Below are 19,093 nucleotides of genomic sequence, written 5' to 3' on the forward strand. Positions count from 1 at the left end.
TTTTCCAGTCATCATCCCCCAGGGACATTGAACGATTCAATGTGCGCCCCGCTTCGGCGTGCGCCGTTGCTTGTTGTGCCGGCGCGGGTCTGGCGGCATTCTGCCGCGCACATTCCGGGTTCGGGGGCTGCTACTCATGAACCCGAGGCTGCCGCGATCGTCGCGAACGATACCGGGAACGTGCAGAGCGCGATCGATGACAAGCAAGGGCGCGGTCCGGACGGTGTGATGCGGTTTACAGCAAGGCCTGTGCACATATGACAAGCTGCGGCACATTGACGAGCCGGGCCAATCGCCTGGCGATTTCCCCCCGGACATGACGGACGATGCCGTGCTGACTTTCTCCACCGATGCTCTCCGCCCGCAGGACCGTTTCGAGCACTGGTGCGACGTGCGCGGCAAAAGCCTGTTCGGCGTCACGATCGAGCTCGACCGCGACAAGCGCCCGGATTTCCGCGGGCACTTTTCCGCGACGCCGGTGGGCGATGCGGTGCTCGCCGAAATGTCGGCGTCGTCCTATCGCGTCAGCCGGACCTCGTCGGACATCGCCCGTGTGCCGAGCAACAGCCTGCAACTCGCGTGGCAGGTGCGCGGCCCCGGCCACCTCAATATCGGTCGCGATCGTGTTCAGTTCGTGCGCAACGGAGACCTGGTGTTCGGCCACTCCAATCTGCCGTTCTTCTCGACGCCCGAACGGACCGACGGTTTTCATTTCTTCAGCCTCAAGATCCCGGTCACCGACGAGCTTGTGCTCGGCACGAGGATCGAAGATGCGCCGCCGGTCGCGCTGGCTCGAGATGCCAGCCTGACCCGGCTGGTCGGCGCCATGTTCCGCGCCATGACGCGCGATCCGGCGCAGGCCGGGCAGTTCGCCGTGGAAGTCACCCATATGGTGCGCCTGGCGCTGCTCGCGCGCGGACGCCTGCGGCCGCGCCAGGATGAAATCCGCGCCGCGCTGCATGCGGGCTATCTCCACGCGGCGCGCGAAATCCTGCGGCGCGATCTGCACCGTGCCTCGCTGACGCCGGCCGCGGTCGCCGCCGAGCTCGGCATCTCGCTGCGGCAATTGCATGCGCTGTTCGAGCCGACCGGCCTGTCGTTCGCGCGGACCTTGACGGCGGCGCGGCTGAAGCAGGCGCGGCGGCTGCTCCATGCCGCGCAGGAGCGCGGCATCGACGAGGTCGCGTTCGCGTGCGGCTTCGACAGCATCGCGACGTTCTACCGCGTCTTCCGCGCGACCTATGGCATGACGCCGGGCGATGCGCGGCGGATTCAGCCGGCGAATTCCGCGAACCGGGTCGCAACCGCGCGATAGACCTCGCGCCGGAACGGCACCACGAGATCGGCGACGCGGTCGAGGCGCTCCCAGCGCCATTGATCGAACTCCGCGGGCTGGCCGTTGCGCGGCGTCAACGGATCGATCTCGGCGTCGCGTCCGGTGAAGCGCAGCGCAAACCATTTCTGGCGCTGGCCACGGAATTTCGCCAGCCGGTGCGAGGCCGGCCCGTCATAGGCCGGGAATTCGTAGGTCATCCAGTCGGTCTCGCCGAGATAGTCGGCGCTGACCGCCCCGGTCTCTTCCCATAATTCGCGCATCACGGCCTGGCGCGGATCCTCGCCCGCGTCGATGCCGCCTTGCGGCATCTGCCATTCGAGGCCGGGCAGCACGATCTCCGGACCGTCGTCCTTGATCCGGTGGCCGATCAACACGCGCCCGTCGGCGTTGAACAGCGCGATGCCAACGTTGGGGCGATAAGGCTTCTCTGATGACATCTCGATCGGTACGTCGCAGGTCTATTTCGCCGCCAGGCCGGCGAATTCCTTCACGACGCGCTCATAGACCGGGCGCTTGAACGGCACAATCAGTTCCGGCAGATTCTTCATCGGCTCCCAGCGCCAAGTGATGAACTCGGCCTTGTGGCCGCCGCCGGGGTTGGCGACGTTGATCTCGTTCTCGCTGCCGGTGAAGCGCAACGCGAACCACTTTTGCCGCTGGCCGCGATAGCGGCCCTTCCAGGCGCGGCCCGCGACGGTGCGCGGGATGTCATAGATCAGCCAGTCCGAGACCTCGCCGAGCTTCTCCACCGATTTGACGCTGGTCTCCTCATAGAGTTCGCGCCGGGCGGCCTGAAAGGTGTCCTCGCCGGGATCGACGCCGCCCTGCGGCATCTGCCAGACATGGGTGTCGTCGACATGCTCGATGCCGCCCGCGCGGCGTCCGATGAAGACCAGTCCGGCAGCATTCAGCAGCATGATGCCGACGCAGGTTCGATAGGGCAGGTCTTCATAACGTGCCATGCTGCCGCTACCTCACACAGTTCTGGAGCCGCCGGACCCGGCCCCCCGGCAAGGTCTCAAGCTGCACCAACGGATTGATCTTTAGCCCGATTTTGATTTCAGCATCGCCGTTGTCAATGGCACAAGCATGATGCCCTTGGAGTCCAGTGTCTTGAGCCAGGCGCCGAGCCGCTCGATCGAGACCGGCAGGGCGGACGCCACGCCCACGGCCGTGCCGCGTTCCTTGGCGATCGTTTCCAGCTTGACCAGCGCGCGGTCGATCTCCGCCGACGTCGGAACCGCGTCGATGGCGAAGTCGGCCTTGGCGAACGGCAGCGACTGGCCCGCAGACAGGGTCTGCGCGACGCTGCGTGGGGTGGAACCGTCGTCGAAATAGCTCAGGCCCCGCTTGGCCGCTTCGCGGATGATGGGTTGCATCACCGGATCGGTCGCGACGAACCGGGCGCCCATGAAATTGGCGATCCCGGCATAGCCCTGCAAGCGGCTCAGGTGCCAATAGAAGCGGTCGAGGTTCTGCTCGCTGCCGAGCGTGGTCAGCAGGGTCTGCGGCCCCGGATCGTTGTCCGGATAGTCGAACGGCTCCATCGGGATTTGCAGCAGGATCTCGTGGCGCTGCGCCCGGGCGCGTTCCGCGAGCTTGCCGGGGTCGGCACCGTAGGGCGTGAAGGCCAGCGTCACGGCCGGCGGCAGCTTCATGATGGCGTCAGTGGTCTTGGCGGCGCCGACGCCGAGGCCGCCGACCACGATGGCGACCACCGGCATCCGGGCCGCCTTGGCGCGGTCGGCCTCGGCGGCATAGACCGTGAATGGCTTCAGGCCGTCGGCAACCACCGGGATCATGCCGTAGCGCGACTTTTCCAGCAGGCGCGGGTCGATGCCGGTCATCGCGAGCGGCGGCGCGTCGCCTTCGGTCTTGTCGGCGGAATCGGCGACGCCGATCACCACGTCCTGGCGCTTGCCGCTGGAGCCGTCGATGATGGTGACGGTCTTGGCGTCACCGGCAGCGGGTGCCTTGGCGACGGATTTGGCCGCCGGTTCGGCCTGTGCGGCGGGGGCATGCTTGTCATCGGTGGCGGCCGGCGCAGGGGTACGCAGCGCGATACGGGCGGTCGGTTCGCCGCCGAGCGGGTTGTCGTTGAACAGCGCAACGCCGACGAAGCCGACCAGCACGAGCCCCATCAGTACGGCAAGCGCCTGCATCGCCGTGAAGGGCAGGCGGAGCCGGCGCGTCCTGCCCGCGGTCTGCTGCCCAAGCGGCGTGCTCAGTTCGTCGGCCGCCTCTGCCATGAGCCTCCCCGAATCAACAGCGCGAACGATAGCACGACGCGGTGCATTCCCGCGCGCCGGGCCTTCCCGTCAAAGCACGGGCACGGCCGCTGAATGCAGAAAGGGCGGCCCGAGGGGCCGCCCTTTTCGCCAGATCGATGGGGAAGATCAGTTCGCCGACTTGTTGGCCGGCTTGTCGGCGGCGGCCTTGTCGCCGGGCGCTTTGTCAGCGGCCGGAGTGGCCGGCGCCGGCGTTGCGTTCGAGGTCGACTTGATGCCGTGCAGCAGGTCGTCCGCCATCTTCAGCGCCTTGTCGTCCTTGGCGTCTGGCGGAACGTAGGACTGCGAGCCGGTCTTCTCGTCGCCGTCGTTCTTCAGATGGCCGCGCAGCGAAGCTTCGCCCTTGGTGTCGGTGCGCGCCTTCAGCTCTTCCGGCACGTCCTGCAACACCTCGATATCCGGCACGATGCCCTTGGCCTGGATCGACTTGCCCGACGGCGTGTAATAACGCGCGGTGGTCAGGCGCAGCGCGCCATTGCCAGAGCCGAGCGGGATGATGGTCTGCACCGAACCCTTGCCGAACGAGCGGGTGCCGACCAGCGTCGCCCGCTTGTGGTCCTGCAACGCGCCGGCGACGATTTCGGAGGCCGATGCCGAGCCGCCGTTGATCAGCACGATCACCGGCTTGCCCTTGGTCAGGTCGCCCGGATGGGCGGCGCGGCGCTGGGTTTCCTCGGCGTTGCGGCCGCGGGTCGAAACGATCTCGCCGCGCTCGAGGAAGGCGTCGGACACGGTCACCGCCTCTTCGAGCAGGCCGCCCGGGTTGTTCCTGAGGTCGATGATATAGCCCTTCAGCTTGTCGCCGATCTGGCCCTGAAGATTGGCGATCTCCTTCTTCAAGCCTTCGGTGGTCTGCTCGTTGAAGGTGGTGATTCGGATATAGGCGATGTCGTCGGCCTCGACGCGCGCGCGCACCGAACGGACGCGGATGTTGTCGCGCACCAGCGTGACGTCGATCGGATTGTCCTGGCCCTTGCGGATGATCTTGAGCTTGATCTTGGTGTTGACCGGGCCGCGCATCTTCTCGACGGCCTGGTTCAGCGTCAGGCCCTGCACGGCTTCGTCGTCGAGCGTGGTGATGATGTCGTTGGCCATGATACCGGCCTTCGAGGCCGGGGTGTCGTCGATCGGCGAGACCACCTTGATCAGGCCGTCTTCCATCGTGACCTCGATGCCGAGGCCGCCGAACTCGCCGCGGGTCTGCACCTGCATGTCGCGGAAGCTCTTGGCGTCCATGTAGCTCGAATGCGGGTCGAGGCCGGACAGCATGCCGGAGATCGCGGATTCGACCAGCTTGGAGTCGTCGGGCTTCTCGACATAGTCGCTGCGCACGCGCTCGAACACGTCACCGAACAGATTGAGCTGGCGATAGGTGTCGGACGTCGCGGCCCGCGCGCTCGAGCCCATCAGCACAGCGCGGGGCTGCGTGATGAAAAGCGTCAGGGCTGCACCGGTGGCGGCGCTCAGGAGAACTACCGAAGTCTTGCGCATCATCCGCGAACCTTTTCGCCTTCATTTGCGGCCCACCATGGACCTGGATCGATTGGAGTGCCGTCTTTCCGGAACTCGACATAGAGCACGGGCTGGCTCGCATTGGTCGCGAGAATGGATGCAACCTGGGATGTCGATCCCATCGTCGCAACCGGCTCCCCCGTGAGTACAAACTGGCCGATGTTTACCGAAATACGCTCCATCCCGGCGATCAGGACATGATACCCGCCCCCGGCATTGAGGATCAAGAGTTGTCCATAGCTGCGGAAAGGACCAGCGTAAACAACCCAGCCGTCACACGGGGTTGTGACCTGCGCGCCCGGTTTGGCCGCCAAAGAAATGCCCTTTTGTACGCCTCCCGCGCCGTCGGAACCGCCAAATTCGCGAATCTTGGTGCCGTTCACGGGATAGGAGAACAGGCCCTTGGCCGAGGCGAAGGCGACCGCCGGGGCAAGTCGGGCCGGGTCCTTCAAAGCCCCCAGATTGGGCTTGCCGTTAACCGTCGCGGGCGCCCCTTGCAGGCTGGCGGTGGCGGCGGCCTTGGCCGCGCTCTTCAGATCCTGCTCCATCTTGGCGATCAGGCCCTGGAGGTCATCGGCCTGCTTCGACAGCGCGATGGCGCGGGCGCCTTCCGCCGCCATGTCCTTTTCGGCCGCGCTCTGCTGCCGCTGTCGCTCGTCGACCAGCGCCGCGAGCCGGGTCTGGTCTTCCTTGAGCTTGTCTCGGTCTTGCCCCAGCGCGTCGCGTTCGGCCGAGATGGTCTTGCGCAGCGCGACCAGTTCGCCGAGGTCGGCCGCGAGCTTCTCCGCGCGGCTGCGCAACTCCGGCACCACGGCGCCGAGCAACATCGCGGTGCGCAGCGATTGCAGCGCATCCTCCGGCCGCACCAGCAGCGCCGGCGGCGTGCGCCGGCCGGCGCGTTGTAGCGCCGCCAGCACCTCGATCACGTCGGCGCGGCGCGAATCCAGCGAGGCGCGGATCTCGCGCTCGCGGCCGTCGAGCGGTTGCAGCCGCGCCTCGGCATCGGCGATCCGGGTCTCGACGCTGCGCACCTGGCCGGCAATGTCGATCAGTTGCTGGTTGAGCTTGCTGCGGTCCTGGCCGATCGCGGCGATGTCGGCCTTCAGCTTCTCCTGCAACTCGGTCGCCTTGCGCTGCTGCTCGCGCGCGGCCTCGAGCTCCTGCTCGCGTTGCTTGATGGCGTCGTCGGGGGAGGTCGCGGTCGTGGCGGCTTGTTGCGCCGGCTGCGGCGTGGGTGATGGGGCCTGTGCGTGTGCCGAAGCGACGAGGAGCGCAATCGACAGCGGCGACAATGCGGACAGCCAGCGTCGTCGCGTGGCGCGAAGATCGAAAAGCTGGTCCCGCTTGTGCTGCATCCGAGCTGTTCAGCGCTTTTGTCTGTCCGTCACCGCGTCACACGCGGTGATAGGGGTGGCCGGCCAGAATGGTGGCGGCCCGATAGATCTGTTCCAGAAGCATGACGCGGACCATTTGATGCGGCCAGGTCGCGGAGCCGAATGCAATACGCAACGATGCCTTGCGCTGCAATTCGGGCGAAAGTCCGTCCGCGCCACCGATCACGAACACCGTGTGCGGCAATCCCTCGTCGCGCCAGCGGCCGAGCTGCTGCGCGAAGCTTGCGCTGTTGACGCTCTTGCCGCGTTCGTCGAGCGCGACCAGCGCGTGCTTGTCAGGCAGCAATGCCGAGATGGCGGCGGCCTCTTCGGCGATCCGGGTCGCAGCGTCGCGCGCGCGGCTCTCCGCAATCTCATGAATCTCGAGGCCGCGAAATCCGAGCTTGCGGCCGATATCCTCGAAGCGCTCGCGATAACGGTCGGCGAGCTCCCGTTCAGGGCCCTGTTTCAGGCGGCCGATGCAGATGACGACGAGGCGCATACACGCGTTTTTCCGGCAAAGTGGAATCCGGTTTGCCGCAGAAAACGCGTCAAGCCCATGACTGGCGCGCCTCAAGGCGCGCGCAAGTTACATGCGCTGCCGCCGATTCGCATCGGCCTCGATACGACCTAGACCGCCGCGACCGCCGGGTTCTGAGTCCACAACCGTTCGAGATTGTAGAACTCGCGCACCTCGGGCCTGAACACGTGCACGACCACATCGCCGGAATCGATCAACACCCAGTCGCAGTTGGTTAGACCCTCGACGTGGATGCTCTTGACCCCGTTTTCCTTGAGGCCCTTCGTCACATTATCCGCGATCGCGCCAACATGCCGGTTCACCCGGCCGGTGGTGATGACCATGTAGTCGGAATATGCGGATTTGCCGCGAAGGTCGATGGTGACCGTCTCTTCCGCCTTCATGTCCTCGAGGCGGGAGAGGATCAGGCTCAGCGTCTTGTTGGCATCCGGTTTGGCACCGTTCAGTTCGGCAGCGTCCGGTTGCGCCTGCAAGGCCGCGGTTTTCGTCGATGTTTTACGCGCAGTCTTTGGAACCTTGGGTAAAACAGACTTGGACAATACAGATGTGGCCAGGGACCATTCCTTTCACTGTATCGCGGGGGCCGAATCCTCGGCGCCCACGGACCATACTACGCATGTGGGGTTAATGGTTTCAATATTCCAGTAACCCTTTTGCGCTTCACGCCGTCCTCCAGCTCCCGTCCGGGTTCCGCAGTCCGGTCGACGACAGATTGGATTTCATTCCTGTCAGGAAAACCCAGGCCGGCGCCCGTTGGTCGGCCAGCCGTGTCGCCTGGTTTTCCGGCATGCGATAGCGCGAAAGCGCCTGCGCCGCCGGTGCGGCAAGGGCGCGGAAGCTCTGGGGCGGTCGGTCGATCACGGCAATCGGCACATCTGAGGCGATGCGCCGCCAGTCTTTCCAGCGATGGAATTGCGCGAGGTTGTCAGCGCCCATGATCCAGACGAAGTGCACGCCGGACACCCGGCGGCGCAAGTGGATGATCGTGTCGACAGTGTAGCTGACGCCAATGACAGCTTCGAGACAGGAGATGTCGATGCGGGGATCGTCGGCGACGCGGCGCGCGGCTTCGGCGCGTTCGGCGAGCGCGTGCAGACCGTCATGGTTCTTCAGCGGATTGCCTGGCGTCAGCAGCCACCACACGCGGTCGAGTTGCAGGCGCTTGAGCGCGAACAGGCTGATGGCGCGATGCGCGGCGTGCGGCGGATTGAACGAGCCGCCGAGCAGCCCGATGCGCATGCCGTTGGTGTAGAACGGCAGCGCCTGGGCTGCGGACAACGGCACGGGGGCGGCTTGCTGCAAGGGTCTACCGTGCGCGGATGATCATGATCACGGCCGTGTCTGCCCGCTGCCGTGGACGCGGTATTTGAAGCTGGTCAGCTGCTCGGCACCGACCGGACCGCGGGCGTGGAATTTGCCGGTGGCAATGCCGATCTCGGCGCCGAAGCCGAACTCGCCGCCATCGGCGAACTGGGTCGAGGCGTTGTGCAGCACGATCGCCGAATCGACCTCGTTGAGGAAGCGCTGTGCGGCAGCGGCATCCTCGGTCACGATCGCATCGGTGTGATGCGATCCGTGATTCTGGATGTGCGCAATCGCCTCATCGAGCCCGTCGACGATTCTCGCCGAGATGATCGCGTCCTCGTATTCGGTGGTCCAGTCCTCGTCGGAGGCGGGCTTCACCCTGGCATCGGCGCCTTGCACGGTGGCGTCGCCGCGCACCTCGCAACCGGCGTCGATCAACAATTCGACCAGCGGCTTCAGCTTCGTCGCAGCAGCGTCGCGATCGATCAACAGGGTTTCGACGGCGCCGCAAACGCCAGGACGGCGCATCTTGGCGTTCAACACGACCGACTTGGCCATGTCGAGCTTCGCACTGGCATCGACATAGATGTGGTTGACGCCCTCCAGATGCGCGAACACCGGAACGCGCGCCTCGGCCTCGACGCGCGCGACCAGGCTCTTGCCGCCGCGTGGCACGATCACGTCGATGCCACCGTTCAGTCCGGTCAGCATCAGGCCGACGGCCGCGCGGTCGCGGGTCGGCACCAGCGTGATCGCGGCTTCCGGCAGGCCGGCTTCACGCAGGCCCTGCACCAGGCATTGATGGATCGCGCGGCAGGAGCGGAAGCTGTCGGAGCCGCCGCGCAGGATCACGGCGTTGCCGGACTTCAGACACAGCACGCCGGCGTCGGCGGCGACGTTGGGACGGCTCTCGAAGATCACGCCGATCACGCCGAGCGGCACGCGGACGCGCTCGATGGTCATGCCGTTCGGGCGCTGCCAGCTTTCGGTGACGGCGCCAACGGGATCGACGATCTCGCGCACCGTCGCAACACCATCGGCCATGCCGTCGACGCGTGCCTGCGTCAGGGTCAGGCGGTCGACGAAGGCAGAGGTCATGCCGCCCGCGCGCGCCTCGGCGACGTCCTCCGCATTGGCGGCGAGGATCGCCGGCGCGTTGGCGCGGATCGCGCGTTCGATCGCGAGAAGCGCCCGGTTCTTCTGCTCCGGCGGCGCCAGCGCCAGCACGCGCGCGGCGGCGCGCGCCTTGGCGGCGAGGTCGGTCATCAGGGCGGCGAGATCGGCGTTGCCGTCGATCGCCTTCAGGGGGGCGCTCATGGATATCCAGCTTTCGTTTGAGCATGATCTTTTCGGAAAACCGGTGCCCACTTTTCCGGATCATGCTCTAAGGCCATGTTCTAGCATGGCAATTGGGGGCTTGGCGAGGCGCGGAACCGGCATGGCTGGTGGGCGGCGCGCTGCGTCCGCGGCCCAGGGCGGGCCTATTTGGGCGGGATGGTCCCGACCGGGCCGATCACCAGGTCGTCGCGATGGATCATCTCCGACCGGCCGCTGATGCCCAGAATCGCCATCACGTCCGGGGTGGAGCGGCCCTTGATCTTCTCGGCGTTCTCGGCGTCGTAGGCGACCAGGCCGCGACCGATCTCGTCGGTGTCGGGGCCGCGCACCACCACGGCGTCGCCGCGGGCGAACTGGCCGTCGACCCTGACGACCCCGGCCGGCAGCAGGCTCTTGCCGGCGCGCAGCGCGGCCACCGCGCCGGCGTCGATGGTCAGCGTGCCCTTGGGCTCCAGCGAGCCGGCGATCCAGCGCTTGCGCGCCGTGACCGGATTGGCCGGGGTCAGGAACCAGGTGCAGCGGCCGCCATCGGCGATCGCCTGCAACGGATGCTCGATCTTGCCGGAGGCGATCAGCATATGGGTGCCGGCGGTGGTCGCGATCTTGGCGGCCTCGATCTTGGTGGTCATGCCGCCGCGCGACAGTTCGGAGCCGGCCGAGCCCGCCATGCCCTCGATCTCCGAGGTGATGCTTTCGACCACCGGGATCAGCTTGGCGTCGGGATCGAGCGCGGGTGGCGCGGTGTAGAGGCCGTCGATATCGGACAGCAGGATCAAGAGATCCGCGCTCGCCATGGTGGCGACGCGGGCGGCGAGGCGATCATTGTCGCCGTAGCGGATTTCGGTGGTGGCAACGGTGTCGTTCTCGTTGATCACGGGCACCGCGCCCCATTCCAGCAGCTTCGCGATGGTCGAGCGCGCGTTGAGGTAGCGACGCCGTTCCTCGGTGTCCTGCAAGGTCACCAGGATCTGCCCGGCGCCGATGCCGTGATGGCCGAGCACCTCGGACCAGATCCGCGCCAGCGCGATCTGACCGACCGCCGCGGCCGCCTGGCTCTCTTCCAGCTTGAGCGGACCGCGCGGCAGCTTCAGGCGGCTGCGGCCGAGCGCGATCGAGCCCGACGACACCACCATGACCTCGCAGCCCCGCTTGTGGAGCTTGGCGATATCGTCGACCAGCGCGGCGAGCCAGGACGCGCGCAGCTCGCCGGCCTGCGAGTCGACCAGCAGCGACGAGCCGACCTTGACGACGATGCGACGAAAGTTCTTGAGCGCGGGGCGTTTCATGGGTTCGGTCTGGCAGGAAGGTGGAAGCAGGAGGCGCCACGAGGTGGCATCGGAGGTCTGGTTGCCGCTCAGCCCTGCGGCACCGGCGTCGCCCACGGCTCCGCCTGGCCCTTGGCCTTGTTGGACACCGGCGCCTCGCCGATCACCTCGACCAGCGCGCGCAGCGTGTCCTGCACGCCCTCGCCGGTGGCGCCGGACAGCAGCAGCGGCGTCTTCTTCGCCGCCCGCTTGAGACGGTCCTTCTGCTTCTTCAACTCGTCGGGTGCGACCGCGTCGATCTTGTTGAGCGCGACGATCTCGATCTTGTCGGCAAGCTGGCCCTCATAGGCCTCGAGCTCGGTGCGCACCGTCTTGTAGGCCTTGCCGGCATGCTCGCAGGTCGCATCGATCAGATGCAGCAGCACGCGGCAGCGCTCGACATGGCCCAGAAAACGATCGCCGAGGCCGGCGCCCTCATGCGCGCCTTCGATCAGGCCCGGAATGTCGGCGAGCACGAATTCGCGGCCGCCGTAGTTCACGACGCCGAGCTGCGGGTGCAGCGTGGTGAAGGGATAGTCGGCGATCTTCGGCCGTGCCGCGCTGACCACCGAGAGGAAGGTCGACTTGCCGGCATTGGGCAGGCCGACGAGGCCGGCATCGGCGATCAGCTTCAGCCGCAGCCAGATCCAGCGCTCCTCGCCCGGCGCGCCGGGATTGGCATTGCGCGGCGCGCGGTTGGTGGACGATTTGAAATGCGCGTTGCCGAAGCCGCCATTGCCGCCGGTCGCCAGCACGAATTTTTCGCCGAGCTCGGTGAAGTCGTACAGCAGCGTCTCGCGATCCTCGTCGAACACCTGGGTGCCGACCGGTACCTTCAGCACGATCGGCTTGCCGTTGGCGCCATGGCGGTCCTTGCCCATGCCATTGGTGCCCTTCTGGGCCTTGAAGTGCTGCTGGTAACGGTAGTCGATCAGCGTGTTCAGCCCGTCGACGGACTCGATGATGACGTCGCCGCCGCGGCCGCCATTGCCGCCGGAGGGCCCGCCGAACTCGATGAACTTCTCGCGCCGGAACGCGACGCAGCCATTGCCGCCGTCGCCCGAGCGAATATAGACCTTGGCTTCATCGAGGAATTTCATGATCCGTACTAACTAAGGCAGGCCGGTCCCTGCGGCAACCCGCAAGCGTCCCGGCCTCGGCGAAAAGCCTTAATTTTCGGGCCTTTTTGCGGCCCGGGCGGCTAAATGGGCCGCCGCCGGACCAGGAATTTCTGCATCCCCTCCAGCACCAGCTCGCGGCGCTGGTTGTGCACGGTGGAGCGCAAGGTCACCACGCCGGTGGTCTTGCCCGGCGACAGCTCGATCACCTCCAGCGCGGGGTAGATGGTGTCGCCGGCATAGACCGGCTTCAGGAACTTGCTCGACTGTTCCAGGAAGCCGACCAGCGATTCCTCGACGACATAGGGAAACAGTCCGGCGCCGGGCGCGGTGTGCACCAGGGTCTGGAAGCCGTGGGCGAGCAAATCGGGCATGCCGCGGGTGCGGCAATATTCGACGTCGTAATGGATCGGATGGGTGTCGCCGCTCGCGGTCTGGAACGCGGCGAACACCGCCGAGGTCTGGGTCCGGCTCGGAATCACGAAGCGCTCGCCGAGCACGAAATCCTCGAACCAGCGCTGCGCGGGCACCATGCGATGCTGGGTGGGGTCGAATTCGCTCATGCGGCGTTTCCTGCTCTTGTTGTTGCCGGGGATGAGCTACCGGTATCGCAGCGGTGCGGGTGCGGCAATCCGTTCAATTCGTCTCCGTTCAATTCGTCATGGGCGGGCTTGTCCCGGCCGCCCACGGCTCCTAAACCGGACGACCCGGGAATCCCTCCATGAGCCTGTTCGCAAAACTGTCCTCCTATGACGATCGATCGGCGCGGCTCGCCGGCATCGGCCTGATGCTGCTGTCGATCTTCATGTTCTCGTTCGGCGACGCGATGGGCAAGTTCATCGTCGCCACCTATTCGGTCGGGCAATTGCTGTGGCTGCGGGCCTGCGCGGCGCTGCTCGTGCTGCTGCCGATGGTGTGGACGCGCCGGGCGGATTTCCTGCATCTGGAACGGCCGTGGCTGCAATTGCTGCGCGTCACGCTGTCGACGGTGGAGGTCGCAGCGTTCTTCCTGGCGACGGTCTATCTGCCGCTCGCCGACGTCATCACCTATTATCTGGCCGGGCCGATCTTCGTCACCGCGATGTCCGGCCTCGTGCTCGGCGAGCATGTCGGCTGGCGGCGCTGGACCGCGATCCTGGTCGGCTTCTGCGGGGTGCTGATCGCGCTCCGGCCGTCGGCGCAGACCATCAGCTGGCCGGCGATGATCGCGCTCGGCGGCAGCCTGTCGTTCGCGGTGTTGATGCTGATCACGCGCTCGCTGCGCGCCACGCCCGATATCGTGCTGGCGACCTCGCAATTCGGCGGCACCTTCGTCCTGGGCCTGGTGCTGTCGCCGTTCGGCTGGGTGACGCCGACCCCGGGCAGCCTGGTGCTGTTCTTCACCGCCGGACTCATCTCGGTCGCGGCGCTGTTTTGCGTCAATCGCTCGCTCAAGCTCGCGCCGGCGAGCGTGGTGGTGCCTTACCAATATTCGATGATCGTCTGGGCGGTGATCTTCGGCTTCGCGGTGTTCGGCGACGTGCCGTCCTGGGCCACGATCATCGGCGCGTCGATCATCATCGCCGCCGGCCTCTACATCTTCGTGCGCGAGCAGCAGCTCGGACGCGAGCAGCCGCCGGTGAATCCGCCGGCGTGACCGCGTTGTCGTCCCGGCTTTCGCCGGGACGACAACCTTGGTTGCGGAACGGTCGAGAACTAGCTCTCCCGCCGCCGCGAACTGTTCCAGCTCTTCAGCGACGCCCAGACGCTGCGCGACAGGCGGAGCAGTCGACCGGGCTGGACGAGCCCAGCGCCTCGAAGCGGTGCAGCTCGACGCCGCCCCACTGGAAGCCGCACTTCTCGAGGATGTTGCGCGACGACGGGTTGACGACGCGGGCACCCGAGATCAGTTGGTCGAGATCGAACTCCTCGAAGAAGTAATCGATCACGGCGCGTGCGGCCTCGGTGCCAAAACCCTGGCCCCAATGGTCGACGCCGAGCCAGTAGCCGAGCTCGGCCGTGCTCTCTTCGCGCCAGTCGATGCCGACCATGCCGATCGGCGTGTGATTGTTCTCGATCAGGAAAACGGTCTCGCGGCCGCCGGCGCCGAGTGCGCGCACGAAGTCGATGGCGTCGTCCTGGGTATAGGGATGTGGCAGGCGGCGGGTGTTCTCCGCGATGCGGCGATCATTGGCGAGGCGTGCGATGGCTTTTACGTCCGCGAGCGTCGGCTTGCGCAATGTCAGCCGTTCGGTCTCGAGGACGCAAGCTCTTGCCTCGCGCAAGGTCGGCGTCGGGATGTCCTGCAACATGTCGAGCTCCTGTGATGCGACGATTGGTACGCAACGCTTGGAACGTTACGCGCGGTCGAACCGGATCGCGCGCAACAAAAAGGGGAGGCCGGTCATCCCGCCTCCCCTTGGAGCCCTTTGCGACTCCGCCGGTTCAACAGGACCCGGCGGACTCATGTGTGTCCACCGTCTATTCGGCCGCCTCTGCCATCGGAATAACCGAGATGAATGTGCGGCCATTGGCTTTGGCACGGAACTCGACATGACCCTCGACCTTGGCGAAGAGAGTATGATCGGTGCCCATGCCGACATTAAGGCCAGGATGCCAGGTGGTGCCGCGCTGACGCGCGATGATGTTTCCGGGGATCACGCGCTCGCCACCGAACGCCTTGATGCCAAGGCGCTTGCCCTTGGAATCACGTCCGTTGCGCGATGAACCGCCTGCTTTTTTATGAGCCATGGCTCGTCTCCGACTTCGCTTTGATCTCTAAATCAATTCCTTGACGGAATCATTTCACGTTTTGTCACGCTTCAAATCCGGAAGCGCGACGATCACCTTTTTGCGCGCGCCTCGCGAGCGGCCTATTCGGCTGCTTCGGCGGGCGCTTCGACCTTTGCCTTCTTCGGCCGCGGACCGATGGTCGGCTTGGCGTTATCGGCGAGGATCTCGGTGATGCGAAGCACCGTGAGCTCGTCGCGATAGCCGCGCTTGCGGCGTGAATTCTTGCGGCGACGCTTCTTGAACGCGATCACCTTGGCGCCGCGCTTGTGCTGCAACACTTCCGCTGCAACGGTCGCGCCCGCGACGGTGGGCGTTCCCAGCACCGGCGTGTCACCGCCGAGCACCAGAACTTCGCCTAGCTGCACGATCGTGCCGACATCGCCGGCGATCTTGCCAATCTCGAGTACATCATTCGGAACGACGCGGTATTGCCGGCCGCCGGTTTTGATGACTGCGAACATCGTTTGATTCCTTCGTGTTCGATACCAGCCTCGGACGGTTCGCCCGGGTCGGCTTTTTGTTCAGTCGCTATGGGTTAGGTGTTTTGCACGAAGGGAATGAATTCCCAAATGGTTCGCACAAAAACAATCGGCGCGAGAAATCCCCGCGCCGGATGGAGCGGACTTATAGCCGCAAACGGCAGGGAGTCAAGGTAAAGCAGGGCAAAAACCAGCCAAACATGAAGGGTTTGGCGTGTTTTTGGCCCGCTTTGGCGTTCAGGCGGCGGCCTGGGCCACGGCCCGGGCGTGCCGGCGGATGGTCTGCGGCGGCTGTCCCAGCACCCGCAGGAATGCCCGCCGCATCCGTTCGCGGTCGGCAAAGCCGGTCTCGCCGGCAATCTCGTCCATCGAATGGCGGCCGTCGCCGATCAGTTCGCGCGCCGCTTCGACCCGAAGCTGCTCGATCGCCTTGGCGGGCGACTGCCCGGTCTCGGCGCGGAAGGCCCGGCTGAACTGGCGCGGGCTGAGCCGCGCCACCTCGGCCAGCTCCTCCACCGAGAGCTCGTTGCGCAGATGCGCCTTGGCGTAGTGCAGCGCGTTCTGGATGCGGTCGGATTTCGGGTCGAGCTCGAGCAGCGCCGAGAACTGCGACTGTCCGCCGGTGCGGCGGTGATAGACCACGAGCTTGCGGGCCACCGAGCGCGCGACCTCGACGCCGAGATCATGTTCGATCATCGCCAGCGCCAGGTCGATCGTCGCGGTCATGCCGGCGGAGGTCCAGATCGGCCCATCGGTGATGTAGATGCGGTCCTGCTCGACCTTGAGCCTGGGAAACCGCGCCTGCAATTCGGGCGCGAATTGCCAGTGCGTCGAGACGCGCCTGCCGTCGAGCAGGCCGGCCTCGGCCAGTGAGAAGGCGCCGATGCAGGGCGCGGCGATGCGCTGCGATGCCGTCATGGCGCGGCGAATGTAGTCGATCAATTTCGGCGACGCCGGATGCAGCTCATGGCCGGCGCCGATGAACAGCGTGTCGAAGCTGCGCTCGCCAAAGGCTGTGGTCTCGACATTGAAGCCGGCGGACGACCGCACCGGGCCGCCATTCTCCGACAGCAGCGTGACCTCGTAGAACGGCTCGCCCGCGATCAGGTTGGCGACCTCGAAGGCGGTGATGGCAGTGAAGCCCATCACCTGGAATTCCGGAAAAACGACGAAGCCGATCTCCTGCATGGAACCCTCCGGCGGCGATAATCTGTGTCCTAAAAAGGTGTATATATGACATTTGAGACATACAAGGGGGCCTGTAGAACCTGACCAGCGGCCAAACCGGCCGCCCAAGGTCAAACAGGAGACCAACATGACCAAGTCAGCCAAGGGCACGGCGCTCGTTACCGGTGCGTCGTCCGGAATCGGTGCCATCTATGCGGACCGGCTCGCACGGCGTGGCTACGATCTGATCCTCGTCGCACGTAACCGCGAGCGCCTCGATGGGCTCGCCAGGCGTCTCGTGGCGGAGACAGGCCGATCGATCGAGATCGTTGCCGCCGACCTCAGCAAGCGCGGTGACGTGTCGCGGATCGAATCCATTCTGCGCGACAATGCCGGCATCAGCGTGCTGGTGAACAATGCCGGCGTCGGCGCGACCGCGCCGCTGCTCGCATCAGATGTCGACAAGATGAGCGACATGATCGCGCTCAATGTCGATGCGCTGATGCGCCTGACCTATGCGGCGGTGCCGGGCTTCGTCGCGCGCGGCGGCGGCACCATCGTCAACATCGCCTCCGTCGTGGGCGTGCAGCCGGAGCTGCTCAACGGCGTCTACGGCGGCAGCAAGGCCTTCGTGCTGGCGCTGACCCATTCGTTGCAGCACGAGCTGAAGGACAAGAATGTCCGGGTCCAGGCCGTGCTGCCGGGCGCCACGGCCACCGAGTTCTGGGACATCGCCGGCACGCCGGTTGCGCATCTGCCGGGCGAGATCGTGATGAAGGCCGAGGACATGGTCGATGCCGCGCTCGCCGGCCTCGACCAGGGCGAGGTGTTCACCGTGCCGTCGTTGCCGGAGGCCGCGGATTGGCACGCCTATGAGGCGGCCCGTCAGAAGCTGATGCCGAACCTGTCGCGTAGCTCGCCCGCGGCGCGCTACGGGGTGAAGGCCGCCTGAGCCTCTGGGACGCGCTCGGTTCTCACAAACTCCGTCATGCCCGGCCTTGTGCCGGGCATCCACGTCTTGACCGTCGCGTGAGACCTGGATGGCCGGGACAAGCCCGGCCATGACGCGTGTGGGCAGCGCAAGAACATTCGCTGCTGTGTGCACCCTGGCGTGAGGCCGGTAGAAATCGCGTCCCGCGCCGGCCAAGGCGCGCAGTGCGGGACGCAACCTTTCGGGTTCCCGGTCGTTGTCGCTGGGAACCTCGAGCGGGCAGGGCAAAGGCGAATGGCGGACGACGCAGGACTGACCACGGGCATCGCGCACCACGGTGCCGCGCGGCTGCCCTCCGTCGACATCGACAGTTTCAACATCGAGCTGAAGGACGACGAGGGCTTTCTCGGCGATCGCGCCTCCAAGGGCGCGTTCCGCAAGATCCTCGATCGCTGGCGCAAGCCGTTGCGCAAATCCGGCGAGGACCCGTTCGGCGACGAGCCGTCGGACAAGATCAGCAAGAAGAAGCTCGACGAGATGCTGGTCGGCGACGACACCGAGGCGTCCGCGGTCGTGCACAGCGCGATCGAGGAGTTCGCCCAGGAGCTCGCTTATGTGACGCGGCGCTTCCTCAACACCAAGGCCTGGGCCAAGACCGAGCGCATCGTGGTCGGCGGCGGCTTCCGCGACTCCAGGCTCGGCGAACTGGCGATCGCGCGCACCGACATCATCCTGAAGGCAGAGGATTTCAAGGTCGACCTGGTGCCGATCCGCTTCCATCCCGACGATGCCGGGCTGATCGGCACGCTGCATCTGGCGCCGTCCTGGATCTTCGAGGCCCATGACGGCGTGCTCGCCGTCGATATCGGCGGCACCAATATCCGCTGCGGCATCGTCGAGACGCGCTGGAAAAAGGCGCCCGACCTGTCCAAGGCGACGGTATGGAAATCCGAGCTGTGGCGCCATGCCGATGACGAGCCGACGCGCGAAGGCGCGGTGAAGCGGCTGGTGAAGATGCTGAAGGATCTGATCACCGCCGCCGGGAAGGAGAATCTCAAGCTCGCGCCGTTCATCGGCATCGCCTGTCCCGGCGTCATCAAGGAGGACGGCGGAATCGAGAAGGGCGCGCAGAACCTGCCTGGCAATTGGGAGAGCAGCAAATTCAACCTGCCGGCGAGCCTGGTCGAGGCGATCCCGCAGATCGGCGATCATGACACCGCGATCGTGATGCACAATGACGGCGTGGCGCAGGGGCTGGCCGAGGTGCCGTTCATGCAGGATGTCACGCGCTGGGGCGTGCTGACGATCGGAACCGGGCTCGGCAATGCCCGCTACACCAATCGCAAGAAAGACAACGGCAAGAGCGAGAAGAAGGCCGAGAAAGACAAGAGCGACGAGGCCGACAACGGCGAGAAGAAGGCAAAAAAGGCCAAGAAAGCCGACGCCTGAAGATTTCACCCGTGATCTTACGGCCTGGGACCGCGCGGTAAGGTTGACCGGTTAGGTTAAGATCGGCTTCGCGTTGCCGATCCAGCGCCTGCCGCTACCGTGCAGGCGTCGCTCCCGCCGACCGGCGAAGCCGCACTTCCCGGCCAGCAATATTCAGAAGCGGCACGGGGCCGCCAGTTT

Annotated in this window: 19 protein-coding genes and 1 pseudogene; 4 read left to right on the forward strand and 16 right to left on the reverse strand. The window is 65.9% G+C overall.

What is annotated here, in order from left to right:
- Positions 1–331 precede the first annotated feature (331 nt).
- On the forward strand, positions 332–1,315 hold the full coding sequence (locus tag CWS35_RS07245; protein ID WP_024583272.1) for an AraC family transcriptional regulator: 984 nt from the start codon (positions 332–334) through the stop codon (positions 1,313–1,315).
- On the opposite strand, the gene CWS35_RS07250 is transcribed toward CWS35_RS07245, so the two are convergent.
- From CWS35_RS07250 to CWS35_RS07305, 12 genes are all read right to left on the reverse strand, one after another.
- Complete coding sequence (locus tag CWS35_RS07250; protein ID WP_100951516.1) at positions 1,273–1,773, reverse strand: RNA pyrophosphohydrolase; 501 nt, start codon at positions 1,771–1,773, stop codon at positions 1,273–1,275. The genes CWS35_RS07245 and CWS35_RS07250 overlap by 43 nt on opposite strands.
- Before the next feature lie 21 nt (positions 1,774–1,794).
- Entirely contained in the window at positions 1,795–2,298 is a 504-nt protein-coding gene (locus tag CWS35_RS07255) for an RNA pyrophosphohydrolase (protein WP_024583274.1), read from the reverse strand.
- Between the two features lie 81 nt (positions 2,299–2,379).
- Entirely contained in the window at positions 2,380–3,585 is a 1,206-nt protein-coding gene (locus tag CWS35_RS07260; protein WP_100951517.1) for a divergent polysaccharide deacetylase family protein, read from the reverse strand.
- Between the two features lie 147 nt (positions 3,586–3,732).
- Complete coding sequence (locus tag CWS35_RS07265; RefSeq protein WP_024583276.1) at positions 3,733–5,118, reverse strand: S41 family peptidase; 1,386 nt, start codon at positions 5,116–5,118, stop codon at positions 3,733–3,735.
- Positions 5,115–6,491 carry a murein hydrolase activator EnvC gene (locus CWS35_RS07270; RefSeq protein ID WP_024583277.1) on the reverse strand — a complete coding sequence of 459 codons (1,377 nt, stop codon included), beginning with the start codon at positions 6,489–6,491 and terminating at the stop codon, positions 5,115–5,117. The genes CWS35_RS07265 and CWS35_RS07270 overlap by 4 nt, the downstream gene beginning before the upstream one ends.
- A 37-nt stretch (positions 6,492–6,528) precedes the next feature.
- Positions 6,529–7,011, reverse strand: coding sequence for a 23S rRNA (pseudouridine(1915)-N(3))-methyltransferase RlmH (gene rlmH / locus CWS35_RS07275; protein ID WP_100951518.1), 483 nt, complete (start codon positions 7,009–7,011; stop codon positions 6,529–6,531).
- A 128-nt stretch (positions 7,012–7,139) separates the two neighbouring features.
- Complete coding sequence (rsfS, locus tag CWS35_RS07280; RefSeq protein ID WP_043855162.1) at positions 7,140–7,523, reverse strand: ribosome silencing factor; 384 nt, start codon at positions 7,521–7,523, stop codon at positions 7,140–7,142.
- Positions 7,524–7,710: 187 nt separating this feature from the next.
- Positions 7,711–8,334 (reverse strand): nicotinate-nucleotide adenylyltransferase, encoded by a 624-nt coding sequence (locus tag CWS35_RS07285; RefSeq protein ID WP_024583280.1) that lies wholly within the window; start codon positions 8,332–8,334, stop codon positions 7,711–7,713.
- A 45-nt stretch (positions 8,335–8,379) separates the two neighbouring features.
- Positions 8,380–9,672 carry a glutamate-5-semialdehyde dehydrogenase gene (locus CWS35_RS07290; RefSeq protein ID WP_100951519.1) on the reverse strand — a complete coding sequence of 431 codons (1,293 nt, stop codon included), beginning with the start codon at positions 9,670–9,672 and terminating at the stop codon, positions 8,380–8,382.
- Positions 9,673–9,836: 164 nt separating this feature from the next.
- Positions 9,837–10,979, reverse strand: coding sequence for a glutamate 5-kinase (proB, locus tag CWS35_RS07295; protein WP_100956111.1), 1,143 nt, complete (start codon positions 10,977–10,979; stop codon positions 9,837–9,839).
- Positions 10,980–11,047: 68 nt separating this feature from the next.
- Positions 11,048–12,097 (reverse strand): GTPase ObgE, encoded by a 1,050-nt coding sequence (gene obgE / locus CWS35_RS07300; RefSeq protein ID WP_100951520.1) that lies wholly within the window; start codon positions 12,095–12,097, stop codon positions 11,048–11,050.
- Positions 12,098–12,198: 101 nt separating this feature from the next.
- On the reverse strand, positions 12,199–12,678 hold the full coding sequence (locus CWS35_RS07305) for a MaoC family dehydratase (RefSeq protein ID WP_100951521.1): 480 nt from the start codon (positions 12,676–12,678) through the stop codon (positions 12,199–12,201).
- 158 nt (positions 12,679–12,836) lie between these two features.
- On the opposite strand from CWS35_RS07305, the gene CWS35_RS07310 reads away from it, so the two are divergent.
- A complete protein-coding gene (locus tag CWS35_RS07310; RefSeq protein ID WP_100951522.1) occupies positions 12,837–13,751 on the forward strand; it encodes a DMT family transporter in 915 nt (304 codons plus the stop codon).
- Positions 13,752–13,810: 59 nt separating this feature from the next.
- Here the strand turns inward: CWS35_RS07310 and CWS35_RS07315 are convergent.
- From CWS35_RS07315 to CWS35_RS07330, 4 genes and pseudogenes are all read right to left on the reverse strand, one after another.
- Positions 13,811–14,406: pseudogene (locus CWS35_RS07315) on the reverse strand (GNAT family N-acetyltransferase).
- A 169-nt stretch (positions 14,407–14,575) separates the two neighbouring features.
- A complete protein-coding gene (gene rpmA, locus CWS35_RS07320) occupies positions 14,576–14,845 on the reverse strand; it encodes a 50S ribosomal protein L27 (RefSeq protein ID WP_024583287.1) in 270 nt (89 codons plus the stop codon).
- Between the two features lie 122 nt (positions 14,846–14,967).
- Positions 14,968–15,348, reverse strand: coding sequence for a 50S ribosomal protein L21 (gene rplU / locus CWS35_RS07325; RefSeq protein WP_021080923.1), 381 nt, complete (start codon positions 15,346–15,348; stop codon positions 14,968–14,970).
- Positions 15,349–15,603: 255 nt separating this feature from the next.
- Positions 15,604–16,554, reverse strand: a complete 951-nt coding sequence (locus CWS35_RS07330) for a GlxA family transcriptional regulator (protein WP_100951523.1) — start codon at positions 16,552–16,554, stop codon at positions 15,604–15,606.
- 127 nt (positions 16,555–16,681) lie between these two features.
- On the opposite strand from CWS35_RS07330, the gene CWS35_RS07335 reads away from it, so the two are divergent.
- Together CWS35_RS07335 and CWS35_RS07340 are read left to right on the forward strand one after the other, a co-directional pair.
- Positions 16,682–17,485 (forward strand): SDR family oxidoreductase, encoded by an 804-nt coding sequence (locus CWS35_RS07335; protein WP_100951524.1) that lies wholly within the window; start codon positions 16,682–16,684, stop codon positions 17,483–17,485.
- A 273-nt stretch (positions 17,486–17,758) separates the two neighbouring features.
- On the forward strand, positions 17,759–18,913 hold the full coding sequence (locus CWS35_RS07340) for an ROK family protein (RefSeq protein ID WP_100951525.1): 1,155 nt from the start codon (positions 17,759–17,761) through the stop codon (positions 18,911–18,913).
- Positions 18,914–19,093: the final 180 nt, after the last annotated feature.

This window comes from Bradyrhizobium sp. SK17 (genome assembly GCF_002831585.1).
Lineage (GTDB): Bacteria > Pseudomonadota > Alphaproteobacteria > Rhizobiales > Xanthobacteraceae > Bradyrhizobium.